We start from the raw sequence: 17377 nt of genomic DNA on the forward strand, positions 1-17377 counted from the left end.
GTCCCAGAGTTACTCCGCCCCGGCGGCCTCGGCGAGGCCCAGGAAGGCGGGCAGTTCGTGGGTGATGACGTAGGTGGGGATCGGCGCCAGGAAGTCGCGCATCCGGCCCTTCTCCATGAAGCGCTTGCGGAAGCGGGAGTGGGTGAACAGCGTGCCCAGCTTCGGCACGATGCCGCCGGCAATGTAGATGCCGCCGCGCGCGCCGAGCGTCAAAGCGAGGTTGCCGGCGACGGTGCCCAGCATGGCGCAGAACATCTCCACCGCCTCTATGCAATGGGCCTCGTTGCCGTTCAGGGCGTTGTCGGCCACCTGCGCGGGGGTGAGGGCGGCCGGTTCCCGCCCGTCCAGGATCGACAGCGCGCCGTAGAGGTTGACGAGCCCGGGACCGGACAGCACCCGCTCTGCCGAAACATGCTCGAAGCTCTTGCGCAGCTGGCCGAGCACGGCGCTCTCGCGGTCGCTGATCGGCGCCATGGTCACATGGCCGCCCTCACCCGACAGGGCGGTCCAGCGGTTGTTGGCGCCCGGCACCAGACCGGACACGCCCAGCCCGCTGCCCGGCCCCAGCACGCCGACGACGGCACCCGCCTGCGGCGCGCCCTCGCCGATCTGTCGGCGGTCCTCCTCGGCCAGACGCGGCACCGACAGGGCGACGGCGGTGAAGTCGTTGATGACGACCAGCCCGTCCAGCCCCAGCGCGTCCCGCACCCGGTTGACCGAAAACTGCCAGACCAGATTGGTCATGGCGATGCGGTCGCCGGTAACCGGCCCGGCCACCGCGAAGGCGCCGCGCCGCGGCCGGCCGGGGGTGCCGACCGCCTCCAGCCCGACCGCCGTCAGATAGGCGGTGGCCGCATCTTCGATCGAGGCGTAATCGGCACAGCGCAGCACGCGGGTGTCGCGGACGATGCGTCCGTCGATCAGGCCGAAGCGGGCATTGGTGCCGCCGATGTCGGCGACCAGAATGGGAGCAGCGCTACCGGCGGTGTCGGGAATGGCGGGGGAGAGGTCGGCGGCCATGGATCCGGATCTGCGGTGTTGGTGGGCCGAGCGGATGCTCAGGTGACCGGAAAGTCATACGGTGCCCGGGTCAATGCGTCTACATAGCTTTCGCGCCACCAGTTGATGTCCTGCCGCCGCAGGGTCTGCATCAGGGCGGCATGACGTTCCTTGCGCTCGCCCAGCGGCATGGTCAGCGCCCGCTGCAGCGCGTCGCCGACGCCCTCGATGTCGAACGGGTTGACGATCAGCGCCTCGCCCATCTCGTGGGCGGCACCGGCGAACTGGGACAGCACCAGCACGCCCGGATTGTCGGCGTCCTGGCAGGCGACATACTCCTTGGCGACGAGATTCATGCCGTCGCGCAGCGGCGTCACCAGCCCGACATTGGCCAGCCGGTAGAAACCGGCCAGAACGCGCTGGCCGAAGCTGCGGTTCAGATAGCGGATCGGCTGCCAGTCGAATTCGGCGAATCGGCCGTTGATGCGGCCGGCCATCTCCGACAATTCGCGACGGATGGCAATGTACTCCGGCACATCCTCGCGGCTTGGCGGGGCGACCTGAAGGAAGGAAACCCGGTTGCAGTGCTCCGGGTAGCTTTCCAGAAGTTGTTCGAAGGCGGCGAAGCGCTGCGGCAAGCCCTTGGAATAATCGAGCCGGTCGACGCCGATGATCAGCCGGCGCCCCACCAGGCTTTCGCGCAGCCGTTCGGCCTGGCGCGAGCGGCCGGCGGTGCGGGCCAGGCTTTCCAGCGCTGGGGTGTCGATGCTGATGGGAAACACCTTCGCCATCAGGGTGCGGCCGAAGGCGCGGATCATCGCCGTGCCGTAGGCGCCGCGCTGTTCCACCGTTCCGTCGGTCTCGGTGCGGATGTAATCGCAGAAGCCGCGCATGTCGGTGGCGGTGTGGAAGCCGACCAGATCGTAGGCGCACAGTTCGCGGATCAGGTCGCGGTGGTTGGGCAGGGCGGTCAGCAGTTCCGGCGGCGGGAAGGGCGTGTGCAGGAAGAAGCCCATGCGCTGCGAACAGCCGCGGCGGCGCAATTCGTCGCCGAAGGGGATCAGGTGGTAGTCGTGGACCCAGACCATGTCGTCCGGGCGCAGCAGCGGCTCCAGCTTGTCGGCGAAGTAGGCGTTGACCCTGGAATAGCCCTCGCGCGTGCGCCGGTTCACCGAGATCAGCCCCAGGCGGTAGTGGAACAGCGGCCATAAGGTCTGGTTGGCGAAGCCGTTGTAATATTCCTCATGATCGCGGCGGCCCAGATCCAGCGTGGCGTAGGTCAGCTTGCCGGCCTCCGTCTTGGTCGGCTCCGCCTGCGACTCGCCGTCGACGACCGTTCCGCTCCATCCGAACCAGATGCCCCCGGTCTTCTTCAAGGCTGCCAGGATGGCGACAGCGAGACCGCCTGCGGCCTGCTTGCCCTCTTCCATAAGGGCGACCCGGTTGGATACGACGACGAGCCTGCTCACGATCTTCTTCTCCTTATTGGCCGCCGGCAGGGCGTTCCGCAGTCCGCATCTTCAGGGCCGCCGTGGCGGACACCCGGTATTGGACCACTGCGAAACGACAAAGGGCGGCCTTGGTTCCGAACCCCCGCCGTCACGCTCACGATAGCGGTCCGAAGGTGCGGCACCCTCTGTCCTTTAGGGCAGGCCATTTCACGAAAGGTAATGCTGCGATGCAGCAAATTTGGCTGAGCCCTATCCGGTTCGCGGTATCTCCTGTCTCGATTAACGTGATGTAATGAATGAGAAATTCTTTTTGGGCTTGAAGCCGGCAGGCTCCGCGCTCATATTGTGCAGTGCGGCAACGGTCGCGCCTCGGCGTGGACGTTGGCGTAACGCACTTCTTGGGCGTTTCCTCCCTAGACTAAAGGCCGCGGGTCCGCCCGCGGCCCTTTTTTTGGCCTGACGGTCGGTTGGATGGGACCGGAGGGTCAGCGTGGACCAAGCCCGTCGGGCGGCAGCAGGCCCAGCGTGTCGACCAGTTCGGTCATGTGGCGGGCCAGGGTGCCCAGATAGGGCAGGCGGGTCAGCGCCGCCTCGTCCATGTAGAGGTCGCGGGCGATTTCGATCTGAAGCGTGTGGATGCCCTGGCGTGGCCGGCCGTAATGGCGGGTGGTGTAGCCGCCGGCATAGGGATTGTTGCGGCTGACCGCATAGCCCAGCCCGCGCAGGTAATCCTCCGCCGCGTCGATCACCGCCGGGGCGCAGGCGTTGCCGAAACAGTCGCCCAGCACGATGTCGGGGTGGGTGCCGCCGCGCCCGCTTCCCCGTCCACCGGTGGTGACGCTGCCCGACGGCATGGAATGGCAGTCGATCAGCAGGACATGGCCGAAGGCGTCGCGGGTGCCGTCCACCAGCTGGCGCAGCGCGTTGTGATAGGGGGTGTAGCAGCGGCTGACGCGGTCCAGCGCCTCGGCGAAGCGCAGCTTGCCCTTGTAGATGTCCTCGCCGTTGGCGACCACGCGGGCGATGGTGCCCAGCCCGGCCGCCACCCGGGGGGAGCGGGTGTTGACATAGGCCGGCAGCGGATCGGCGAACATCTCCGGGTCCAGCTCGTAGGCCTCGCGGTTGACGTCCAGATAGGCGCGCGGGAACAGCGCGCGGATCAGCGGCACGCCGAAGCCGGGGGCGAAGGCGAAGATCTCGTCGACGAAGCAGTCCTCCGACTTGCGCAGCGCCCGGGCATCCAGGCGGGACGAGGCGAGGAACTCTGCGGAATACGCGTTGCCGCTGTGCGGCGACGCCAGCACGAGCGGCAGCCTCTGGCTCTGCGGGGCCAGAATTTCGAAGGCCGGGGCGTTGAGCAGCGGAGCGTTGGCGGCCGGGTCGGCACCAGCGCCGCGTTGCGCGTCGAAGGAGGCGTCCATGATCGAATGATGTAATGGACGCCGGCCCCGGTGTCACGGAACCTCTGTAACGGGACCATCTGCGATGGGACCTGTGATGGGGTTGGCCGCCGCCCTGCCGCCGGCTGATAAAAAAAGCGGATGGGCGGCACGAAAGGGCTTGCGTGTCGGCAAGGAGGTCGGTATACACCCGCCCACGCCGGACGGAAAGACGCCAAGCGCTTCTCCGCTGGTCGCTACAGTGGGCGGTTAGCTCAGCGGGAGAGCACTACGTTGACATCGTAGGGGTCACTGGTTCAATCCCAGTACCGCCCACCATTCTGAAGGCCGCGGACCGGAACGGGTTCGCGGCCTTCGCCGTTTTGGTGCTGCTTTTGGGGCTGCCGCACCTCTTCGGCGGCTGCATGTCTGAACTTCCTCCGTCCGGACCGCAGCCTCTCGCCACAATCCTCCCTGCACCGTACCATCCGGTCGGCAAACAAAGCATCGGGAGGATCTTCATGCCTGTCCATACCCTGCGCCGCAGCGGCCGGAGCCTTGCCGCAGCCGTCGGCACAGTGCTGGTCTGTGCCGTCACCGCCCTGTCGTCCGCAGGTGCGTTGGCGCAGACCGCTCCGTCGGCATCGGCCGCTTCACAGCCCGCCGAAAGCTCGCGCCTGGATGCCGTTCTGTCGGCCGGTACGCTGCGCGTCGGCACCACCGGCGACTACAAGCCCTTCACCTACCTGAACCCGCAGACCCAGAAGTTCGAGGGCATGGACATCGACCTCGCCGAAGCGATGGGCAAGGCGTTGGGCGTGAAGGTGGAGTTCGTGAAGACCAGTTGGGGCAACCTGCTGCCCGACCTGCTGGCGGACAAGTACGACATCGCGGTCGGCGGCGTCTCCGTCACGCTGGAGCGGCAGAAGAAGGCGCTGTTCTCCGATCCGCTGATGCGCGACGGCAAGACACCGATCACCCGCTGCGAGAACAAGGACCGCTTCCAGACCGTCGCCGACATCGACAAACCCGGCGTCCGCCTGATCGTCAACCCCGGCGGCACCAACGAGAAGTTCGCCCGCGCCAACATCCGCACGGCGCAGATCGAGGTCCATCCGGACAACGTCACCATCTTCGACCAGATCGTCGCCGGTAAGGCCGACCTGATGATCACAGACGCGGTGGAGACGCGGCTACAGCAGAAGCTGCATCCCGAACTGTGCGCCGTCCATCCGGACCAGCCCTTCGACTTCTCGGAGAAGGCCTTCCTGCTGCCGCGCGACATCGTGCTGAAGCTGTGGGTCGACCAGTGGCTGCACCAGACCGTCGCCACCGGCCAGTATCAGGCGGTGTTCGATCGCTGGCTGAAGTAGGCGGGAGGAGTCCCGCGGGATGCCGCCCGTGCCGTCGGCGCGGACGGCGATCCTGCCGGACGCGAGACGTTGTTAAGGGTGCGTGGTCCAGAGTTCCTCATCGATGGCCCGCTTCCGGAACGACATCCCAGGTTTCTTCTGAAAAGTCCGTCAGAACCCGCTGTATCCGATCCACGACGCCAGCCCACTGATGGAAGGCGCTTTGCCGGAACATTCGGGTCGCCGGGTACCAGAGCAATTTGCCCTCCGGGCCCGGCATCCACCGCCAATCCGCCTGCAGCCATCCCATCATGCAGGTCCTCTTCCCCATGGCGCCGGCCAGATGGGCCAAGGCGGTTTCGGACGTTATCACCAGATCCAGCGATGCGACGATGGCCGCGGTATCCGCGAAATCCGCCATCTGTTCGCCGAGATCCAGAACATGGGGCGGCAAGGACACCCGATCCAAATCTTTCCGCCCAGGTCCCACCTGTAAAAGCACCGGCCGCCATCCCGGTGTATCGAGCAGGCGGCGAACCGGCTCCAGACGTGGGGAGCGCAGACGGTCATGCAGATAGTTGGGATTTCCTGCCCATGCCAAGCCGAATGACCGTCCCTCCCCGCCGGACAGCTTGGCGCGCCAATGCCGAACCCGATCCGGCGGGGCGGAAAGATAGGGTTTGCGGGGCAGGGTCGATGGCGTCACGTCCAGCACCTTTGGCAGCGACAGGAGCGGCAGCGCGGCATCGGCGTGAATGAGCTCCCCAAAGGGCTGCACCGTCATGTTGGCGATCTGCCCTTGCAGCAGGGGCACCAGGGGGGAGTGGACCTGCAGGACGATTTGTCTTGCCCGCGCAGCCGCCAAGGGCAGGAAACGGCAGAATGTCAGGACATCGCCAATGCCCTGCTCACCGGTCAAAGCCAGCACTCCGTCCGGCATGGGCGTTCCATCCCATCGCCTGATCCGGGTGGCCGATTTGATCGGGGGGGACAAGCCCGGAATATGGGCGCGCGCCTCGAAATCCTCCCACGCCCTTTCCCAATCGCCTGCCAGCAGGCGCAGACTGCCCCGTTCGTAGCGGACGGACGCGGAGCGAGGGTCGAGATCCGCAAGATGCCGGTACAAGTCCAGCGCCTCCCCGGCCAAATTCATCAGCTTGGCGGATAGGGCGGCGTTGCTCAGTGCCCTGGCATGGGCTGGTTCCAGACACAGCGCTTGCCGATAGACCTTGAACCCTCCCGGGCGGTCGTCTGCCTTGTCCATCGCTACGGCAAGATTGTACCGATGGTCGGGATTGTCCGGCTGTCGCCGACAGGCCGCACGGAGCGAGGCGATGGCCTCCGGCAAACGGCCTGTTGCGGTCAGGACGATACCGAGATTGGCCATTGCACCCGCCGAATTCGGGAACAGTGCCAGTTGCCGCCGCAACCACATCTCCGCCGCCCCGCTGTCCCCACGCTCGTGCAGGAGGACGCCGAGATTCTCGATGGCCGCGTCTCTGGCAGGATCGAGCGCAAGGGTGCGCCGCAGCCATCGGGCCGCCTCGTCCCGCCGCCGGGTCTGAAGCAGCAGCGCGCCGAATCCGGCATAGAGGCCGATGTGCTGAACCTGCCCGACGACCGCGCGGTAATCCTCCTCGGCACCTGACAGGTCACCTGCCTTGTGACGTGCCATGGCGCGCATTGCCAGTTCGACCAGCGCTTGCGCATGGTTGGCGTGTGAGTTGTTCGTGCCTGCCATCATGAACCGCCCTGGAACTGCCGGAGGACATTTCGCGGGGAAGCAGGCCACACGGCAACCTATCCCCCGTGCGTGATCGCGCAGGTCTCCCCGGCGAGAGGAGTGTCTCTGCAAGCGATTTCGACCACCAGGGGAAACAGCGAGCCGTGGCGCGGCTGGCGGTGCTGGTCGGGCACCCTGCTTCACTGTCCGGGTCCATCTGACGCCCAGAGCAAAAGCATCAAGGGCCCGGCGATTTCTCGCCGAGCCCTTGATCGATTTGGTGGAGCCAAGCGGGATCGAACCGCTGACCTCTACAATGCCATTGTAGCGCTCTCCCAGCTGAGCTATGGCCCCTTAACTCTGGGGGCCGGTCGTTTCCGTCCGGCCTTGGTGGAGCGGGATAATAGTCAGGCAGCGGAGTGATGCAAGCGGAAAATTCGTCCTTTCGCGCTTTTTTTCCACCACCCCGGCGCCCGTCCCGCTGCCACCGGGAAGGGCGCCGGTCAGCGCTCCTCCTCGTCCTCGCCCTCGACGTCGACGACCTCGTCCATGTCGTCCTCGCCGAGTTCGGACGTGTCCTCGATCAGGACATCGTCCTCGTCCTCGGCGGTGTCGTCGGCTTCCTCGATGTCGTCGACCGACATTTCGTCCTCGGCATCCTCCAGCTCCGGAGTCTCGGCCTCGGTCTCGACCTCTTCCTCGTCCTCGGCCACGACAGCCGCCTTCTTGGTGTCGTCGACCGGGGCCGGACGGGCCTTGCGGGACTTCAGCAGAGCCTCGGGATCGAACTGCGCGCCACAGCTCGGGCAGACCGGCGGGTCCTTGCGCATGTCATAGTAACGAGCGCCACAGCTCGGGCAGATGCGCTTGACGCCCCATTCGGGTTTGGCCACGCCACGTCCTCCGTCACAAAAATCAGGGGGGTTCTCAAGAGGCGCCCTTTGCCACGCCCCGCGGCGCTTGTCAAAAAAAAGATGAAACGAGCCGGCCGCTGCGGCGTCGCAGCACCGGCGGGAAAGTGGTATCCCGCCCGGGCAGGGGTTGCCTTTACACACCGTTAACCATAACTCGCTAGAACGGACCTGCACATCGTGCAACTCCTCCATTTGGTTTCCTCCTTGAACTCGGGGCCGCTTTCGGGCGGCCTCTTTTCATTTGCGCAAGGCGGAGGTTGCCGGGGTGCCGGCCGGGACCCTGGTGTGGGCGGCGATTTGGCTCCTCTCGCATCGGGGCGGGGGCTGTGATAGGAACGGCGGCCACAACCGCTTCCCGTTCCGATCCGAAGGACCCGTCCCATGACGCACGCAAGGCCGCTGCGCTCCACCACCACCGGCGCGATCCGGGGCAGCATCCGTGTGCCCGGCGACAAGTCGATCTCGCACCGGTCGCTGATGCTGGGCGCCATCGCCGTGGGCGAGACGGTGATCCACGGCCTGCTGGAAGGCGAGGATGTGCTGCACACCGCGGCTGCCATGCGTCTGCTGGGGGCCGAGGCGGAGCGGAGCGACGATGGCCAGGGGGGCGGCGTCTGGCGCGTGCGCGGCGTCGGGCTGGGTGCGTTGCAGGAACCGGCGCAGGTGCTGGACATGGGCAACAGCGGCACCGCCGCCCGCCTGCTGATGGGGCTGGTCGCCGGCCATCCGATCACCTGCGTCTTCACCGGCGACGCCTCGCTGAACAAGCGGCCGATGGCCCGCGTCACCAAGCCGCTGGAGGAGATGGGCGCCCGCTTCGTCGGCCGCACCGGCGGACGTCTGCCGCTGACCGTGGTCGGCAGCGGCGAACTGGTTCCGATCGCCTACCGCCTGCCGGTGGCCTCCGCCCAGGTCAAGTCGGCGATCCTGCTGGCCGGCCTCAACACCGCCGGCGCCACCACGGTGATCGAGGCGGAGCCGACGCGCGACCACACCGAGCTGATGCTGCGCCATTTCGGCGCCACCGTGACCACCGAGCGGCTGGAGGACGGCGCGCTGGCCGTCACCGTCACCGGCCAGCCGGAGCTGACCGGCCGCAGCATCCATGTGCCGGCCGATCCCAGCAGCGCCGCCTTCCCGGCGGTCGCTGCCCTGTTGCGGCCGGGCTCCGAACTGCTGCTGAACGACGTCGGCATGAACCCGCGCCGCACCGGCCTCTACGACACGCTGGTGGAGATGGGCGCCGACATCGCCTTCGAGAACCGTCGCGACCAGGCGGGCGAGCCGGTGGCCGACCTGCGGGTGAAGCACAGCGCCCTGAAGGGAATCGTGGTGCCGGCGGATCGCGCGCCGAGCATGATCGACGAATATCCGGTCCTGGCCGCCGCCGCCGCCTGTGCCGAGGGCACCACGGTGATGCTCGGGTTGAAGGAACTGCGGGTGAAGGAGAGCGACCGCCTCGCCATGGTGGCGGAGGGGCTGACCCGCTGCGGCGTGTCGGTCGAGGTCGGCGCCGACGACAGCCTGACGGTCCATGGCACCGGCAAGCCGCCGAAAGGCGGCGCCACTGTCCTTACCGCCATGGACCACCGCATCGCCATGAGCTTCCTGGTTCTGGGCATGGCGACCGAACAGCCGGTGTCGGTCGACGACGGTGCCTTCATCGACACCAGCTTCCCCGATTTCGTCGGGCTGATGAACGGGCTCGGCGCCGCGATCGTGGAGGCGTGAGGCCATGACGCAGCCGCTTTCCAACCAGGGCGCTCCGGCCGGGACCGTGGTCGTCGCCATCGACGGCCCGGCCGCCAGCGGCAAGGGCACCCTGTCGCAGCGCATCGCCGATGCCTTCGGCTTCGCCCACCTCGACACCGGCGTGCTGTACCGCGCGGTCGGCGTGTCGGTGCTGCGGGCCGGCGGCGATCCCGCCGACAGTGCGGCGGCGGCGCATGCGGCCTATGACCTGCACCCCGAACACCCGATCCTGCGGGAGGTGGCCCTGCGCACCGACGAGGCGGCGCAGGCGGCCAGCAAGGTGGCGGCGGTGCCGGAGGTGCGGGCGGCGCTGCTCGACTTCCAGCGGCGCTTCGCGACCCACCCGCCGGGCGGCGCGCCGGGGGCGGTTCTGGACGGGCGCGACATCGGAACGGTGGTCTGTCCCGATGCCCAGGCCAAACTGTTCGTTACCGCTTCGGTGGAGGTCAGGGCCGAACGGCGACTCAAGGAGTTGCAGAGACGGGGGATTCCGGCTATATCCTCCGATGTCCTGGAGGACATGAAGGCTCGTGATGCGCGCGACAGCCAGAGAGCGGTGGCCCCGCTCCGTCCGGCTGCCGACGCTTTTGTGCTTGATACGTCCGCTCTCGATGCCGATCAGGTGTTCTCGATGGCGGTCGCCCACATCGGTTCGAAAACCGGTCTGAAGCCCACGGCGTAACGCCGCCGCTTCCGACTTCCGTTGACGGGCCGCCGGTGGCGGCGCGAACGGGTCCGACTCCCTCCAAGGAAAACCATCAACCAAGTCGCCGGGCGTGGTGCCCGGCGCGGCGGTTCGGTCGAGGTCCCACCCGTTTTGCCGCGGGAGGGACCGGAGCGGGGCCGCTTTCGCGCCACCTTTAGGAGTTTCAATGGCACAGTCACTGGCCCGCACGGTCGAAAAGGAAAGCTTCGCGTCTCTGCTTGAAGAGTCGCTGGGCGCGGCCGAGTCGCTCGAAGGTACGGTCGTCAAGGGACGCGTCGTCGCCGTCGAGAACGACATGGTCACCATCGACGTCGGTCTGAAGTCGGAAGGCCGCGTCGCGCTGAAGGAATTCGCCGTTGCCGGCCAGCCGCCCGAGCTGAAGGCGGGCGACACCGTCGAGGTCTACCTCGAGCGGATGGAAGACAAGAACGGCGAGGCGATGCTGAGCCGTGAGAAGGCGAAGCGCGAAGAAGCCTGGGCCCTGCTGGAGAAGTCGTTCAACGACCAGACCCGCGTCACCGGCGTCATCTTCGGCCGCGTCAAGGGTGGCTTCACGGTCGACCTGTCGGGCGCCGTCGCCTTCCTGCCGGGCAGCCAGGTCGACATCCGTCCGGTCCGCGACATCTCCCCGCTGCTGGGCACCCCGCAGCCGTTCCAGATCCTGAAGATGGACCGCTCGCGCGGCAACATCGTCGTGTCGCGCCGCGCCGTGCTCGAAGAGAGCCGTGCGGAGGCCCGTTCGGAGCTGGTGGCCAACCTCAAGGAAGGCCAGATCCTCCAGGGCGTCGTCAAGAACATCACCGACTACGGTGCGTTCGTCGACCTGGGCGGCGTCGATGGCCTGCTGCACGTCACCGACATCGCGTGGCGCCGCATCAACCATCCGTCGGAAGCCCTGCAGATCGGCCAGACCGTCACGGTCCAGGTCATCCGCTTCAACCCGGAAACCCAGCGCATCAGCCTGGGCATGAAGCAGCTCGAAGCTGACCCGTGGGAAGGCGTCGAGGCCAAGTATCCGGTCGGCGCGAAGTTCAAGGGCCGCGTCACCAACATCACCGACTACGGCGCCTTCGTGGAGCTGGAGCCGGGGATCGAGGGCCTGGTCCACGTTTCGGAAATGTCCTGGACCAAGAAGAACGTCCATCCGGGCAAGATCGTGTCGACTTCGCAGGAAGTCGAGGTTATGGTCCTGGACGTCGATCCGCAGAAGCGCCGCATCAGCCTCGGCCTGAAGCAGTGCCTGGACAACCCGTGGGAGACCTTCACCGACAAGTTCGGTCCCGGCACCGAGCTGGAAGGCGAAGTCAAGAACATCACCGAGTTCGGTCTGTTCGTCGGCCTCCCGGGCGACATCGACGGCATGGTCCACATGTCCGATCTCGACTGGAACAAGTCGGGTGAAGAGGCGATCGCCGAGTACAAGAAGGGCGACCGCGTCAAGGTCAAGGTTCTCGACGTCGACGTCGAGAAGGAGCGCATCAGCCTCGGCATCAAGCAGCTGGCCAGCGACCCGTTCGAGTCGGCCACCGCCGGCCTGAAGAAGAACGAAGTCGTGACCTGCACCGTGACGCAGGTGACGGACGGCGGCATCGAAGTGACCGTCGGCGAGGGCTACACCGGCTTCATCCGCAAGTCGGACCTGTCCCGCGACCGTTCGGAACAGCGCCCGGACCGTTTCGCCGTCGGCGAGAAGGTCGATGCCAAGGTCACCCAGATCGACCGCGCTTCCCGCCGCATCTCGCTGTCCATCAAGGCCCGCGAGATGGAGGAAGAGAAGCAGGCGATGGCCGAGTTCGGTTCGTCCGACTCGGGCGCCTCGCTGGGCGACATCCTGGGCGCCGCTCTGAAGCGCAAGCAGCAGAACGACGAGTGATCGCCTGACGCCGACCTCCCCTGCGTCGCCGCAGGGGAGGGGGCCTAGCGATCTCCCGGAAGGGTAAGAGAAAGGCCGCGTCCCGGTTGGGGCGCGGCCTTTTTCGTCGCTCCACTTTGCTAATGCCGCCGCGGTTCCGGGCTGCGGGTCAGCGACGTGATGCTGTCGTCGTAGCGGAATTCGGGCATGTCGCGGACGCTGGCGGCCGTCACCTCGCGCAGATGGATCGCCTCGGTGCCGGTGCGCAGGTCGGCCAGGGTCAGGTCGGCCGCGATGTTCTTGCCGCCGAAGCCCAGAATGCCGCCGGAATGGATGACGATGTATTGGGCCTCGCCCTTGTCGTTGAGGATCACGTCGGTGACGGTGCCGATCTTCGACCCGTCGGCACCGAGGACGCTGCGGTCCATCAACTGGTCGACGCTGGGGCCGGTTTTGCGTTCCACCGCCGCACCGACGGCCGGTGTCGAGCCGTTGATGATGACGCTCTGGGCAGCCGCGCCCGGCGGAGTCGCCATGCCGACAAGCAGTGTCAGTGCCGGCAATGCGAACCACATCTTGTGGGTGATCTTCAGCATGGGCGCTTCTCCTCCCCCAAGGATCTATGGGATCGCGCGGGATCCATCTTGGCTCCACCCGCCTTAACCGGGGACGCTTGAAATAGTTGCGGGGAGGCTGCCCTTACCCCTCTTCCGTGTCGATCTACAGGCTGGTCGGCGGCGACTCGGCGGCTCCTCCGGCCCGTTTTTTCGAGTCGCCCCTTGAATTCCGCCAATTTGCCGCGAGTCGAGGCGTAGCGAATCGGTGGTGTGTGCAATGGGGCACAGGCAACAAGATGTTGATTTTTACCCCAACGAAGCACTGGTGATCGGCCACGTTTTGCGCTTTAATCGGGGCGTGGCGCCGTCCGATCCGGCATCGGCAGTGATTTGAGTGCCTACAGTTTGTGCCTCACGACCGCGATGCGGTCCGCCACCGCCCCCGAAAAAATTGCTTGGCAGGCGGGAACAGTATCCCCAGTGACGGGTTGAACACCACAAGATCAAGGTTTTGAGGGGTTCGTTGATGTCAACCACAATATCTAGCAGAGTGGGGCTTGCTTGCCTCGGTCGCGCTGGCTAGGATGCCGCTCACGTGACCCGGCCGGCCTCCAGCGGCGGCCCCGGTCGGCAGCACAGCGGCGACGGCGGACAGCCGGGCATCGAGCCCCCTGTTTGTACGGCGCCATCTGCGTTGACGGGCCGGACGGCGGATGAAGACCGCCGGCCGCTTCGGCGGGACGGGTCGCACCATATTTCCATTTGAGCGCGCCGCGGCGGGCTCCAAGCAAGGGACAGTCTCATCATGCGGATTGAGCGTCGTTTCACGCACGAAGGCCAGGACGCCTACGCCAGCCTCGGTTTCCGCCAGGCGACCAGCGAGATCCGCAACCCGGATGGGACGATCGTCTTCCAGCAGACTGGCATCGAGGTGCCGGACAACTTCTCGCAGGTCGCCAGCGACATCCTGGCCCAGAAGTATTTCCGCAAGGCCGGCGTCCCCGCGGCGCTCCGCGCCGTGGAAGAGAACACCGTCCCGTCCTGGCTGTGGCGCAAGGAAGCGGACCAGGAAAAGCTGGCCGCCCTGCCGAAGGAAAAGCGTTTCGTCGGCGAGCATTCGGCCAAGCAGGTCTTCGACCGTCTGGCCGGCACCTGGACCTATTGGGGCTGGAAGGGCGGCTATTTCGACACCGAGGCCGACGCGCACACCTTCTTCGACGAGATGCGCTTCATGCTGGCCGCCCAGATGGCGGCCCCGAACAGCCCGCAGTGGTTCAACACCGGCCTGCACTGGGCCTACGGCATCGACGGCCCGAGCCAGGGCCACTTCTACGTCGATTTCAAGACCGGCCTGCTGACCTCGTCCGCCTCGGCCTACGAGCATCCGCAGCCGCACGCCTGCTTCATCCAGTCCGTCGCCGACGATCTGGTGAACGAGGGCGGCATCATGGACCTGTGGGTGCGTGAGGCCCGCCTGTTCAAGTACGGCTCGGGCACCGGCTCCAACTTCTCCCGCCTGCGCGGCGAGGGCGAGAAGCTGGCCGGCGGCGGCAAGTCGTCGGGCCTGATGAGCTTCCTGAAGATCGGCGACCGCGCGGCGGGCGCCATCAAGTCGGGCGGCACCACCCGCCGTGCGGCCAAGATGGTCACGGTGGACATGGACCACCCGGACATCGAAGGCTACATCGACTGGAAGGTGAACGAGGAGCAGAAGGTCGCAGCACTCGTGACCGGCTCCAGGATCTGCCAGAAGCACCTGACCTCGGTGATGGCCGCCGCCCAGTCGGGCCTGGACCCGAAGGAGAACAAGGAGCTCAAGAAGGCGATCCTCGCCGCCCGCAAGGATCAGGTCTCTGAGAACTACATCCAGCGCGTCATCCAGTTCGCCGGCCAGGGCTTCACCTCCATCGAGTTCAAGACCTACAACACCGACTGGGATTCGGAAGCCTACCTGACGGTCTCCGGCCAGAACTCCAACAACTCCGTGCGCATCTCCAACGAGTTCGTGCAGGCGGTGCTGGACGATGCCGACTGGAATCTGATCGGCCGCACCAATGGCAAGGTGGTGAAGACCGTCCGGGCCCGCGACCTGTGGGACAAGGTCGGCTACGCCGCGTGGGCCTGTGCCGATCCGGGTGTGCAGTTCGACAGCACCATCAACGAGTGGCACACCTGCCCGGCTTCGGGGCGCATCAACGCCTCGAACCCGTGCTCGGAATACATGTTCCTCGACGACACCGCCTGCAATCTGGCGTCGCTGAACCTGATGTCGTTCCGTCTGAAGGACGGTTCCTTCGACGTCGAGGCGTTCGAGCATGCCTGCCGGCTGTGGACCATCGTGCTGGAAATCTCCGTGCTGATGGCGCAGTTCCCGTCGAAGGAAATCGCCCAGCTCTCCTACGAGTTCCGCACGCTGGGCCTCGGCTTCGCCAACCTCGGCGGCCTGCTGATGGCGTCCGGCCTGTCCTACGACTCGGACGAGGGCCGCGCCTACTGCGCCGGCATCTCCGCCGTCATGACCGGTGTCGCCTATGCCACCTCGGCCGAGATGGCGCAGGAACTGGGCACCTTCCCGGGCTTCGAGGCCAACCGCGACCACATGCTGCGGGTCATCCGCAATCATCGCCGCGCCGCCAATGGCGAGATGAACGGCTATGAGGGTCTGGCGGTCGAGCCGGTGCCCTTCGTCGCCGACCTCTGCCCGGACCAGGAACTGGCGCTCGCCGCCGTCCGCGTCTGGGACGAGGCGCTGGAACTGGGCGAGGCCCACGGCTATCGCAACGCCCAGGCCACCGTGGTCGCCCCGACCGGCACCATCGGTCTGGTGATGGACTGCGACACCACCGGCATCGAGCCCGACTTCGCCCTGGTGAAGTTCAAGAAGCTGGCCGGCGGCGGCTACTTCAAGATCGTCAACCGTCTGGTGCCGGAGGCGTTGAAGACGCTCGGCTACACCCCGGACCAGATCGAGCAGATCGCGCTCTACGCCGTCGGCCACGGCACGCTGAAGAACGCTCCGGGCGTGAACCACGAGGCGCTGAAGGCCAAGGGCTTCACCGACGAGCTGCTGGAGCGGCTGGAGGGCAACCTCGCCACCGCCTTCGACATCAAGTTCGTCTTCAACCGCTGGACCATCGGCGCCGACTTCTGCACCCAGACGCTGGGTATCCCGGCCGAGACGCTGGACGCCCCGGGCTTCGACCTGCTGAGCCACATCGGCTTCAGCAAGTCGCAGATCGAGCTGGCCAACACTTTCTGCTGCGGCGCCATGACCTTGGAGGGGGCTCCCTTCCTGAAGGACGAGCATCTGTCGGTGTTCGATTGCGCCAACCCCTGCGGCCGCATCGGCAAGCGCTTCCTGTCCTGGGAATCGCACATCACGATGATGGCGGCGGCGCAGCCCTTCATCTCCGGCGCCATCTCCAAGACCATCAACATGCCGAACACGGCGACGGTCGACGAGTGCAAGGACGCCTACCTGATGTCCTGGCGCCTGGGCCTGAAGGCGAACGCGCTCTACCGCGACGGCTCCAAGCTGAGCCAGCCGCTGCAGGCCGCCCTGCTCGACGACGAGGAGGATGGCGAGGCGGTCGAGGCAATGATCGAGGCGCCGGCCGCCGTTCGCGCCCAGATGGTCACCGAGCGCATCGTCGAGAAGGTGATCGAGCGGGTGGTCGAGCGGAAGAGCAGCTCGCGCGAGCGTCTGCCCCACCGCCGCAAGGGCTATACCCAGAAGGCCAATGTCGGCGGCCACAAGGTGTATCTGCGCACCGGCGAGTATGAGGACGGCCGCCTGGGCGAGATCTTCATCGACATGCACAAGGAAGGTGCCGCCTTCCGGTCGCTGATGAACAACTTCGCCATCGCGGTGTCGATCGGCCTGCAGTATGGCGTGCCGCTCGAGGAGTTCGTGGAGGCCTTCACCTTCACGCGCTTCGAGCCGTCGGGCATGGTGACCGGCAACGACACCATTAAGATGGCGACGTCGATCATCGACTACATCTTCCGCGAGATCGCCATCTCCTACCTGAACCGCACCGATCTGGCGCATGCCACGCCGGAGGATCTGGTGCCGTCGACGGTCGGCAGCGGCGACAAGCAGGGTGACCTGCCGGATACCCAGGTGCAGCCGTCCGACATCGTCCGCCGCATCGCGTCGACCGGCTATGTCCGCAACAACCTGCGCGTCCTGCATGGCGGCCAAACGGGCGGTCAGGTCCAGCGCGCCAGCGCCGCGGCGGCCTTCGCCGCCACCGGCACCGACACGGCGGCGGTGAGCGTCACCGCGTCGGCGGGCACGCAGGTGTCCGCCCAGGCGGCCATGTCGGCCAGCCCGGCGGTCGCCGCCGCCACTGCGCAGGGCCATGTCGCCACCACCGCGGCCACCGGTACGGCCTATGGCGGCAGCACCAGCGACCAGCGCTTCGACCGCATCCGCGAGGCCCGCGCCCGCGGCTATGAGGGCGACCCCTGCGGCGAGTGCGGCAACATGACCCTGGTCCGCAACGGCACCTGCCTGAAGTGCGACAGCTGCGGGTCGACCACCGGCTGCAGCTGATCCCAAGGACGGCGCTCCTGCCGGGGGCGCCATCCGAAGGCCAGTGACGATGGGGAGGGAGTGGGAAGCCACTTCCTCCCTTTTTGTTGTGCACGAACGGTTCCAGCAATGGTGGATTAGAACCGTTCTCGTGT

The 17377-nt window shown here is 66.6% G+C and carries 11 protein-coding genes and 2 tRNA genes; 6 read left to right on the plus strand and 7 right to left on the minus strand.

The window, feature by feature from the left end:
- Positions 1-9: 9 nt before the first annotated feature.
- The 3 genes from ABNQ38_RS24655 to ABNQ38_RS24665 form a co-directional block, all read right to left on the minus strand.
- A complete protein-coding gene (locus ABNQ38_RS24655; RefSeq protein ID WP_377808480.1) occupies positions 10-1020 on the minus strand; it encodes a glucokinase in 1011 nt (336 codons plus the stop codon).
- Between the two features lie 38 nt (positions 1021-1058).
- Positions 1059-2468, minus strand: coding sequence for an alpha,alpha-trehalose-phosphate synthase (UDP-forming) (gene otsA, locus ABNQ38_RS24660; protein ID WP_377808482.1), 1410 nt, complete (start codon positions 2466-2468; stop codon positions 1059-1061).
- A 467-nt stretch (positions 2469-2935) separates the two neighbouring features.
- On the minus strand, positions 2936-3871 hold the full coding sequence (locus tag ABNQ38_RS24665; RefSeq protein WP_377808484.1) for an N-formylglutamate amidohydrolase: 936 nt from the start codon (positions 3869-3871) through the stop codon (positions 2936-2938).
- Between the two features lie 222 nt (positions 3872-4093).
- Here ABNQ38_RS24665 and ABNQ38_RS24670 point away from each other — a divergent pair.
- Together ABNQ38_RS24670 and ABNQ38_RS24675 are read left to right on the plus strand one after the other, a co-directional pair.
- A tRNA-Val gene (locus ABNQ38_RS24670) sits at positions 4094-4168 on the plus strand.
- Between the two features lie 182 nt (positions 4169-4350).
- Positions 4351-5202, plus strand: a complete 852-nt coding sequence (locus tag ABNQ38_RS24675; RefSeq protein ID WP_377808485.1) for a transporter substrate-binding domain-containing protein — start codon at positions 4351-4353, stop codon at positions 5200-5202.
- A gap of 97 nt (positions 5203-5299) precedes the next feature.
- Here ABNQ38_RS24675 and ABNQ38_RS24680 read toward each other — a convergent pair whose 3' ends face one another.
- The 3 genes from ABNQ38_RS24680 to ABNQ38_RS24690 form a co-directional block, all read right to left on the minus strand.
- A complete protein-coding gene (locus ABNQ38_RS24680) occupies positions 5300-6925 on the minus strand; it encodes a tetratricopeptide repeat protein (protein ID WP_377808487.1) in 1626 nt (541 codons plus the stop codon).
- A gap of 257 nt (positions 6926-7182) precedes the next feature.
- Positions 7183-7258, minus strand: a tRNA-Ala gene (locus ABNQ38_RS24685).
- Between the two features lie 149 nt (positions 7259-7407).
- Entirely contained in the window at positions 7408-7797 is a 390-nt protein-coding gene (locus tag ABNQ38_RS24690; RefSeq protein ID WP_109051898.1) for a TIGR02300 family protein, read from the minus strand.
- Positions 7798-8199: 402 nt separating this feature from the next.
- On the opposite strand from ABNQ38_RS24690, the gene aroA reads away from it, so the two are divergent.
- The 3 genes from aroA (at position 8200) to rpsA (ending at position 12149) form a co-directional block, all read left to right on the plus strand.
- Positions 8200-9549 carry a 3-phosphoshikimate 1-carboxyvinyltransferase gene (gene aroA / locus ABNQ38_RS24695; protein ID WP_377808488.1) on the plus strand — a complete coding sequence of 450 codons (1350 nt, stop codon included), beginning with the start codon at positions 8200-8202 and terminating at the stop codon, positions 9547-9549.
- Positions 9550-9595: 46 nt separating this feature from the next.
- Complete coding sequence (gene cmk, locus ABNQ38_RS24700) at positions 9596-10252, plus strand: (d)CMP kinase (protein ID WP_377810117.1); 657 nt, start codon at positions 9596-9598, stop codon at positions 10250-10252.
- 190 nt (positions 10253-10442) lie between these two features.
- Entirely contained in the window at positions 10443-12149 is a 1707-nt protein-coding gene (gene rpsA / locus ABNQ38_RS24705; protein WP_042694362.1) for a 30S ribosomal protein S1, read from the plus strand.
- A 119-nt stretch (positions 12150-12268) separates the two neighbouring features.
- On the opposite strand, the gene ABNQ38_RS24710 is transcribed toward rpsA, so the two are convergent.
- Positions 12269-12724: a PRC-barrel domain-containing protein gene (locus ABNQ38_RS24710; protein ID WP_377808489.1), complete on the minus strand. Its 456-nt coding sequence runs from the start codon at positions 12722-12724 to the stop codon at positions 12269-12271.
- 766 nt (positions 12725-13490) lie between these two features.
- Here ABNQ38_RS24710 and ABNQ38_RS24715 point away from each other — a divergent pair.
- The gene (locus ABNQ38_RS24715) at positions 13491-17243 is read left to right on the plus strand and encodes a vitamin B12-dependent ribonucleotide reductase (RefSeq protein ID WP_377808490.1); all 3753 of its coding nucleotides are present in this window, start codon (positions 13491-13493) and stop codon (positions 17241-17243) included.
- Positions 17244-17377 lie beyond the last annotated feature (134 nt).

The organism is Azospirillum sp. A29, assembly GCF_042604625.1.
Taxonomy (GTDB): Bacteria; Pseudomonadota; Alphaproteobacteria; order Azospirillales; family Azospirillaceae; genus Azospirillum; species Azospirillum palustre.